The organism is Allocoprococcus similis (genome assembly GCF_054660775.1).
Genome location: NZ_BAAHSG010000008.1, coordinates 38,698 through 47,175, shown reverse-complemented (window position 1 = coordinate 47,175; position 8,478 = coordinate 38,698). Strand labels below are relative to the sequence as shown.

Sequence of the window (8,478 nt, the reverse complement as noted above, 5' to 3'; positions counted from 1 at the left end):
CAGGTCGGCTACTGATCGTCGGCTTGGTAGGCCGTTACCCCACCAACTACCTAATCAGACGCGGGTCCATCTCATACCACCGGAGTTTTTCCCACCAGGTCATGCGACCCTGTGGTCTTATGCGGTATTAGCAGTCATTTCTAACTGTTATCCCCCTGTATGAGGCAGGTTACCCACGCGTTACTCACCCGTCCGCCACTCAGTCACAAGGATCTTCATCCGAAGAATCAAATCCAGGTGCTTCGTTCGACTTGCATGTGTTAAGCACGCCGCCAGCGTTCATCCTGAGCCAGGATCAAACTCTCGTTAAAAGTGTTTGTATCCAGTTCAAAATCACTGCTAGCAATTTCGTTCCTGTTTACTGTTCTGGTTTGACATCTTTCGATGTCCGTTCTTGAAAAATCTCTTTAAAGAATTTTCAGGGTTTGTTGTCTATTGTTCAGTTATCAATGTTCTTTTTTGTTGTTGCCGTTTCATGCGACAGCTTTTATATTATATCAAAGTGTTTCATGTTTGTCAACAACTTTTTTAAATTATTTTTTATCGCTCATTTATTGTTATCAGCGACAACCTCTATATATTATCATGTGTATTTCACTTTGTCAACACATTTTTTGAGGTTTTTTATTTTTATTTTTCAGGGGACTATCTTACATCCCTTATTACAAATAAAAATCCACCACTTTTCCGTGACGGATTTTTATAATACCATTATCAGTTTCTATTGTCAAGCCTTTTATCTCAACATTGTTGCAATTTTCATAATTATATTATTATCATATAAAAAACTAAGAATCTGATCTTCTCTGATCATTCCCATTGCCTGCTTTCCTATCGTTGTTGTATACAGAAGCGTAATTACGATAAACAGGATCCCTACTATAATAAATGAAATCGTTGACCCTACCAGAACTCCTGCCAGTCTGTTCAGAATTCCCAGAACCGGAAGTGCTGTCACAAAATCAAGCGCAAACACAACCGCTCTTATCACAATGGTTGCAAACAGGAATGTTATCAGAAACGCGATAATCTCGATAACCAGCTTTGCAAAATATTTGCTTACATATTCCGCAAATGTCGTTACCCCAAGCTTCTGATAAACTTCACTGTTATTATTTTCCAGAAGAAGATTCTTAAATACATCCGGAAGATCTGCACCCTCGATTGCTGCTATCTGCATCTGCTTTGGAACTTCTGCTTCCATGACCGACTGCTTGACTTCTTCAGTTGATGCATGTCCATTGAAAATATCAGGCGAAATTCCATACTGCTGTAGCATCTCGTCGGATACATTTCCATTTACAATATCTTCCACTGTAATTCCGGCAGCCTCCAGTGTCTTCTCGGAAACGCCCGCTGCCGAAAGAATCCCTCTCACCTGTTCTTCCGTAAGCCCGGACTCTGTATCTGCTTCCCCTGTAAATGCTTTTGTCATCGTCTTTATACACTGCTGCTCGACCATCTCGTCAATTGGCGTAAGTGAATAAATCGCTTTGCTCACATACGGTGTCGCAAAATATACAACTGCCAGTGTAAGAATCGTCGCCCCAAGCGATACCGCAATTCGGACAGCACCTTTTGCAAATCCCACGATTGCCCCTATTGCTATAATTCCTCCAACGATCACCAATAAAATGTTTACTTCCATACTCTACTCCTATTTTACAAGCCGTACCTCTGCAAGTCCGTCTGCATTCATCACCAGGTACTTGTTGATTCCAAAGATCGGAATCACTTCTTTTATCTCATATTCCGTCGTTCCTTCAAACTGCTTCACACCAAGTCCGGAATAAATCAGGCACGATGTTCCGTCATACATGATAACATTTCCATCTGCAACCTTTACATTTCCATATTCTCCGGTAAATGTCTTGGATAATTTCTGATTTCCTTCCATATCATACAGACGCAGTTCATATTCTCCGCTTTCTTCTTTCAGTATAAAGCCAAGATACTCATCATCATGGAAAAAGCTTTTAATCTGCTTGTCAAGCTTTACTGTCTTTGAAAGCTTTGGCTTATCCGTCTCTTTATAGATCATAAATGACTGATCTCCGACCAGAACAGATTTCTTCTCATCTATAAAGAATGAAGTCGGAACGATTATATTTTTGTAAATATCATCCGCAACCTGATATTCTTTGTTCGCCTCATCGGTACTGTCGAAATTCAGATAACCGACTCTGGTTGCTTCTACGCCATCCACTACACACAAATAAGAAATCTGAAGTCTTGTCCCATTTGGCGAAAGTGCAATTCCGATCGGATATCCGGTTCCGGTAAGAGAAGCCCGGTGCTCTACCAGTACATTCCCTGTCGCATCATAGCACACAACCATTGGCGAATTTTCATTATTCAGAATCGTGCTGACGATTCCATTCTCCGCAACAGCAATCTGTTCGATCGGGTAGTTCGTATGGATTTCTCCTTTTGCACCCTTTTCATCCATGACATAGATGTCATTTCCGCCGCGCTCTGCAACCGCAGCTGCTTTTCCCGAAATCCGGATAACCGGATCCTTGATCTGATAAGACTGGTTCCACTGCTCTACACCTTTTTTGTTGATGTAGGCAATTCCATCCCGTCCGTATTTGAGCATTCCGTCTGCATATTGCAGATACTTCAGGTCAGCCGATTCTGTCTCTTTATTCTTATAGCTTTGCAATGTCCGTAAGTTTGTATAGGTCTGCAGTTCCACCAGCAGGTAACTGCTGATCAGGGCAAATACAAACGCCAGAACTGTTGCTGCCGTCTTTATTCTTTTTTTCACTTTGTACGCTTTTATCTTCTCTTCCAGGTTTTCTTCCGGATCGCGTACCTTTACAATCACATCCATAACCTGTCCTTTTCCTGTCGTTAGTTTGTTGTTAGTATACCACAGTTTTTATTCATATGTACAGAAAACTAAGGCAGAATCAGTTTCTGACCGATAAAAATCAGGTTTCCATCCGACAGTCCATTCATTCTGCAGATTGCATCCACATGTCCGCTGTCTCCATATACCTTTTTGCTGATTTTAGCAAGGGTGTCCCCTTTTTCTACAATATAAATATCTTCCGTCATCTCCTGCATTGTGCTTGCTGCCGGTTCACTGGTCTTCTCTTCTTCAGCGGAAGACGTGTCTGATTCTTCTCCCTGCTGTGCTTCCGGTTCCTGCTGCACTTCTGTCTGTGGATCATTTGTTGTCTGATCCGACTGAACAGATTCCTCGCTTTTCTGATCATCCGCCGCTTTTACCGTACCATTGGTTTTCTGCGTTTTATTTCCGTCCTGTTTCAAGAGCGAATCCCGGATAAATTCCAGCGACGACTGAACGCTTTTCATTTTCCCATAGTTATTCAGCGTTGTTACGCCCATGATTAGAACCACGATCACCAGAAACACGCTTGCCACATACGTCAGTCCGGAAGATTTTTTCTGTTCCTGCGCCTCAATTCTTTCTTTCACAAGATTGCGAAAGTCTTTTGCAGCCTTATCTTCCACAACTTCGCTGGGAGTCACGCCAATCTTTTTCCGCGCCGTGATCATATAGCTCTGCATTGCAGCATTTTTTTCATAATACACATAATGCCCGCCAATCTGCATCAGTTCTTTATATTTGTAGCAATAATACTGCTCTTCCATTTCCGCATTGTCTTTTAATATGAAAACGGTATTTTTTTCGGAAAAATATTTTTCATGTGCTTTAAATATTTTTCCGTCGATCAGCATTCGTACGCCCGGTCTGCAAAGCATCCAGCCAATCAGTGTGCCTTCTTCAAAATATTCCTGTTTTTCCTGCTTTGCTTTCTCAAAATTTTCCTGCGAAATGGTCTCATTTTCATCTTCGGAAATCTCCATGCAGATCGCCCCGAAAATATAGATACATTCCTGCCCTTCTGTTTCTTCTTTCTTCCCGACCAGGAATGCTCCCACCTGTTTATTGTCCGCTTTATCACAAATCTGATTCAGAAATGTATCTACATAATCTTCCACGTAAATCTTCGGAGTATCACTCACATTTCCTATCTGGCGTACATTTTTTGGAAATTTGTTTTCCATAATACTCTCACCTCATTCTGCATATTTTGTAGTTTAGGCTATCGTATCATATGGAAAACACACTTTTTATCGCTTTGTGTCTACTAAATAGGAAAATCGTTCGACAATCCTGTCCATTCCCCGTTTTTTCTTTACCGGATCGCTCTCTTTCCGCTGTGCAGTCTCAAAACTGCCGCAATATTTGTCAGCAAGTGTCGTAATCCATCCTTCTTTTGTCCGCGGCACAGAAAAAAGTGTGACCGGCCACATATGGTTGATGATAATATCCCGTTCCGTACTGTTCAGCTCAAAAAATTTCTCGGCATTCTGTAGTGCCCTTTTCGGATGAGTCATTCCGTGAAAACGGTCTCCTGTCCGTTTGGCGTGGGTATGCCAGTCATATAGGAACAGATCGTGGAGCATCCCGGCCCTTGCTGCCGATTCTGCATCCAGCCCCAGTGCCTTGCACCAGATATAATTATAATAAGAAACGTGGAGACAATGCTGATAGCAGTTCGTCACTCCGTGGTGCGGATAAAGCTTCATCCTCAGCACAACCGGATGTGTCGCAATGTCTTTGATACATTCATAAAACTGCTCAAATTCTTCATCCAGCTCTTCCGGCGTTTTATTTTCATTTTTTAATTTATCATTTAACTCGGTAATCGTTTGCTGTAATCTTTCCATTTGGGTTTCCCTCTTTTTCTGTCGGTATACTTTTCCCGACACTCTTTAAGTATACCAAAATTTCTTTCATTCCACCTCATTCTTTTCTAAAGAATTCCTTATGATTTTGTGATGTTTCTGTGATTCGTATTGTTTCTTTCAAATTCCTGGTATAAAATAGGGCGAAACTAAAATGAGGAGGCTGATTGTAACATGAAACAGATTTATGAAGACCTGTCAGACGATACTGACTTTGATATCATTGATCTGGACGACATACCGGATCGGGATACCGTAAAAAGGCGTAAAAAGAAATCTCAAAGAGATGTAAATAAAATCAACAAAAGCGAGGAAGTAAAAAAGGAGGGACACTCTTTCACCGAAGATCTTTCGGAGGATTCACGAAAGAAGCGGTCTGAAAAAGCCCGGAAACGTACTTCCGGAAGCTCTGGAAACGGCAGTTCAAAAGCTTCCGGGAAAAAGCGTTCCACTCCATCCGCTTCGATCATCACCACTCCGGTGAAAAAGACCGTGCAGACCGGCGCAAAAGTAACCAGCAAACTCCTGCAGATCGGAGCCCGTGGCGTAACGCTTCTGATGATCGCCGCAATTGCATTTATTATTTTCAAGAATTTCTGGAGCAGTTATCCGGTATACGGTTCACTTGCCACAGCGGTAAATGCCAGGAATTATACGCTCGGTGCCTTCCTTGGCTTCGCAGCATTTCTGCTGATTATGGAGATTATTTTCTTCCTGTGGGCGCTGACCGGACCTTGCGCTTATGGCGACAGGGGAACAAAGCGTGTCGATACCGGACGGGGGCTTTTCTCCTTCCTGTTCATCGGTGTAACTGTAGTTGCTGCCGGAATGTTCTGGAATCTGATTCCTTCTTCTCCATCACCACTGACTGGTCTTGCCGGCGGTCTGCAGCTGTATGGAGGTCTGAAAGGAATCCTTCTTCCATTATGCGGAGTTGGACTCGTAAGCTGTATTATACGGAAAATATTTTCCTAGAACGGGAAATATGCCACTCTCAAAATATAACCGGTTATAGCACCACCGGTCTGGTGCTGTATCCTTCTCACTCCCACAGCGGATTAAGAACTTTCATCCATAACAAAAATGCCAGTCCCGGTTTACACCGGTTCTGGCATTTTTATTATGGATTCTCAGAATCCTTTTTTATTATTTTACAAATGCTTTTACTTTTTCGTAAATGCTGTCTGCATCCAGTCCGTACTTCTTGATCAGTTCTACTGCCGGGCCAGATTCTCCGAATGTATCCATAACCCCAATCTTCAGAACAGGTGTCGGAAGTTTTTCAGAAAGTGTATCACATACAGCGCTTCCAAGCCCGCCGATGACAGAATGTTCTTCTACTGTAACGACTTTTCCTGTCTCTTTTGCTGCTGCAACGATGAGTTCTTCATCTAATGGTTTGATTGTATGGATATTGATCACCTTTGCATCGATTCCGTCTGCTGCAAGCTTTTCAGCTGCTGCAAGTGATTCGCTTACTTCAAGTCCTGTTGCAACGATTGTCACATCTTTACCTTCGCGAAGCACGATTCCTTTTCCAATCTCAAACTTGTAATCCGGATTGTCATTGATTACCGGTACTGCAAGTCTTCCGAAACGCATATAAACCGGTCCCTGATGTTCGTATGCTGCAAATACTGCTGCTTTTGCTTCTACATCATCTGCCGGGCTGATCACTACCATACCCGGAATTGTTCTCATAAGAGCGATATCTTCGTTACACTGATGTGTAGCTCCGTCCTCACCAACGGAAATACCTGCATGTGTAGCACCGATCTTAACATTGTTCTTCGGATATCCAACAGAGTTACGAACCTGTTCAAATGCACGTCCTGCTGCGAACATTGCAAATGAGCTTGCGAACGGAACTTTTCCTGTTGTAGCGATACCAGCTGCAACACCGATCATGTTGCCTTCTGCGATACCACAGTCGATAAATCTTTCCGGGAATGCTTTCTTGAATGTTCCTGTCTTTGTAGCTCCTGCAAGGTCAGCATCAAGTACTACGACATCGTCATGCAGTTTTCCAAGCTCAACTAAAGCATTACCATAGCTTTCTCTTGTTGCGATTTTCTTTACTTCTGACATAATGCTTCACCTGCTTTCTCTAAATCTTCCATAGCGATCTTGTATTCTTCATCGTTCGGAGCTTTTCCATGCCATCCAGCCTGGTCTTCCATGAAGGAAACGCCTTTACCTTTTACAGTCTTGGCGATGATAGCTGTCGGCATTCCTTTTGTCTCTTTTGCTTCTTTGAAAGCAGCTGCAATCTGATCGAAGTCATGTCCATCGATATTGATTACATGGAAGTTGAATGCTTCAAATTTCTTGTCGATCGGGTATGGTGAGTTTACTTCATCAATACGTCCATCGATCTGAAGGTTGTTGTTATCTACAATGACTACCAGGTTGTCCAGTTTTTTGAATCCTGCTAACATAGAAGCTTCCCAAACCTGTCCTTCCTGAATTTCTCCATCTCCGAGAAGTGTGTATACACGATAGTCATCATTGCTGAGTTTCGCTGAAATAGCCATACCAACAGCAGCTGAGATTCCCTGTCCCAGAGATCCGCTTGACATATCAACACCAGGGATGTGCTTCATATCTGGATGTCCCTGAAGGTAAGATCCTGTATGACGAAGTGTTTTGAGGTCTTCTACCGGAAAGAATCCTCTGTGTGCCAGTGCAGAATAGTATCCCGGAGCTGTATGTCCTTTGGAAAGAACGAAACGGTCGCGGTCTGCTTTCTTAGGATCCTTAGGATCGATATTTAACTCTTCAAAATATAAATATGTGTAGATGTCTGCTGCTGACAGAGATCCGCCCGGATGTCCGGATTTGGCAGCGTGCACTGCTGTCACGATGCTCTTACGGATTTCATTTGCAGTTTTCATAAGCTCTGACTTGTTCATGAAAATATGCCTCCTGAAATAGTTTATTTTTAGTCACTTTGTCGGAAGCGCAGATTCATGCTCTTCCGACAGTAAATTATTCTGATTGTAAATCTTATTCTCCGAATACTGCTTTGTAATCAGCCTGGAATTTTGCGATACCAGCATCTGTAAGCGGATGATGTGTCATCTGCTCGATTACTTTGTAAGGAACAGTTGCAATATCAGCACCTGCAAGTGCACATTCTGTAACATGCATTGGGTTACGGACGCTCGCACAGATGATCTGTGTATTAATATCTCCAGCCGCTGCAAACATTTCAGCGATTTCTTCGATCAGTTCTGTTCCACGTACAGAAATATCATCCAGACGTCCAAGGAACGGCGATACATATGTAGCCCCTGCTCTTGCTGCAAGAAGTGCCTGATTTGCTGTGAATACCAGTGTTACATTTGTCTTGATTCCTTCAGCTGTAAGAGCTTTACAAGCTTTCAGTCCTTCTACAGTCATCGGAATTTTAACTACCATGTTCGGATGGATCTTAGCGATTTCTCTACCTTCTGCAATCATACCTTCTGCATCAGTAGTTGTTGCTTTTACTTCTCCACTGATTGGTCCGTCTACGATAGATGCGATCTCTGCGATAACCTCTTTAAAATCACGTCCCTCTTTTGCGATCAGTGACGGGTTTGTTGTAACTCCGCAGATAACTCCCATATCGTTAGCTTTTTTAATGTCTTCCACATTTGCTGTGTCGATGAAAAATCTCATTTCGTTTTCCTCCTTATGAACATGAAAATTCGTATTTTCCGTTATCAGGAATCCCTCTTTTTATCTGATTGCCTGACTTGGTTAAATTAT

General features: G+C 42.6%; 8 protein-coding genes and 1 rRNA gene. 1 reads left to right on the top strand and 8 read right to left on the bottom strand.

The window, feature by feature from the left end:
• The 5 genes from ACYQ5K_RS05130 to ACYQ5K_RS05110 form a co-directional block, all read right to left on the bottom strand.
• A 16S ribosomal RNA gene (locus ACYQ5K_RS05130) occupies nucleotides 1–311 on the bottom strand; the annotation flags it as partial.
• Between the two features lie 425 nt (nucleotides 312–736).
• Nucleotides 737–1,648 (bottom strand): CvpA family protein, encoded by a 912-nt coding sequence (locus ACYQ5K_RS05125; protein ID WP_195231107.1) that lies wholly within the window; start codon nucleotides 1,646–1,648, stop codon nucleotides 737–739.
• A 9-nt stretch (nucleotides 1,649–1,657) separates the two neighbouring features.
• Nucleotides 1,658–2,836 (bottom strand): DUF5711 family protein, encoded by a 1,179-nt coding sequence (locus ACYQ5K_RS05120; RefSeq protein ID WP_173688675.1) that lies wholly within the window; start codon nucleotides 2,834–2,836, stop codon nucleotides 1,658–1,660.
• Nucleotides 2,837–2,904: 68 nt separating this feature from the next.
• Nucleotides 2,905–4,041: a LysM peptidoglycan-binding domain-containing protein gene (locus tag ACYQ5K_RS05115; protein ID WP_173688676.1), complete on the bottom strand. Its 1,137-nt coding sequence runs from the start codon at nucleotides 4,039–4,041 to the stop codon at nucleotides 2,905–2,907.
• Nucleotides 4,042–4,107: 66 nt separating this feature from the next.
• On the bottom strand, nucleotides 4,108–4,707 hold the full coding sequence (locus tag ACYQ5K_RS05110) for an HD domain-containing protein (RefSeq protein ID WP_055297638.1): 600 nt from the start codon (nucleotides 4,705–4,707) through the stop codon (nucleotides 4,108–4,110).
• 192 nt (nucleotides 4,708–4,899) lie between these two features.
• On the opposite strand from ACYQ5K_RS05110, the gene ACYQ5K_RS05105 reads away from it, so the two are divergent.
• Nucleotides 4,900–5,700 (top strand): hypothetical protein, encoded by an 801-nt coding sequence (locus tag ACYQ5K_RS05105; protein ID WP_055297637.1) that lies wholly within the window; start codon nucleotides 4,900–4,902, stop codon nucleotides 5,698–5,700.
• 171 nt (nucleotides 5,701–5,871) lie between these two features.
• On the opposite strand, the gene ACYQ5K_RS05100 is transcribed toward ACYQ5K_RS05105, so the two are convergent.
• The 3 genes from ACYQ5K_RS05100 to fsa form a co-directional block, all read right to left on the bottom strand.
• Complete coding sequence (locus ACYQ5K_RS05100; RefSeq protein ID WP_173688677.1) at nucleotides 5,872–6,813, bottom strand: transketolase family protein; 942 nt, start codon at nucleotides 6,811–6,813, stop codon at nucleotides 5,872–5,874.
• The gene (locus ACYQ5K_RS05095; RefSeq protein ID WP_173688678.1) at nucleotides 6,801–7,637 is read right to left on the bottom strand and encodes a transketolase; all 837 of its coding nucleotides are present in this window, start codon (nucleotides 7,635–7,637) and stop codon (nucleotides 6,801–6,803) included. Before ACYQ5K_RS05095 ends, ACYQ5K_RS05100 begins: the two co-directional genes overlap by 13 nt.
• 94 nt (nucleotides 7,638–7,731) lie before the next feature.
• Nucleotides 7,732–8,388: a fructose-6-phosphate aldolase gene (gene fsa, locus ACYQ5K_RS05090; protein ID WP_055249322.1), complete on the bottom strand. Its 657-nt coding sequence runs from the start codon at nucleotides 8,386–8,388 to the stop codon at nucleotides 7,732–7,734.
• Between the last annotated feature and the right edge of the window lie 90 nt (nucleotides 8,389–8,478).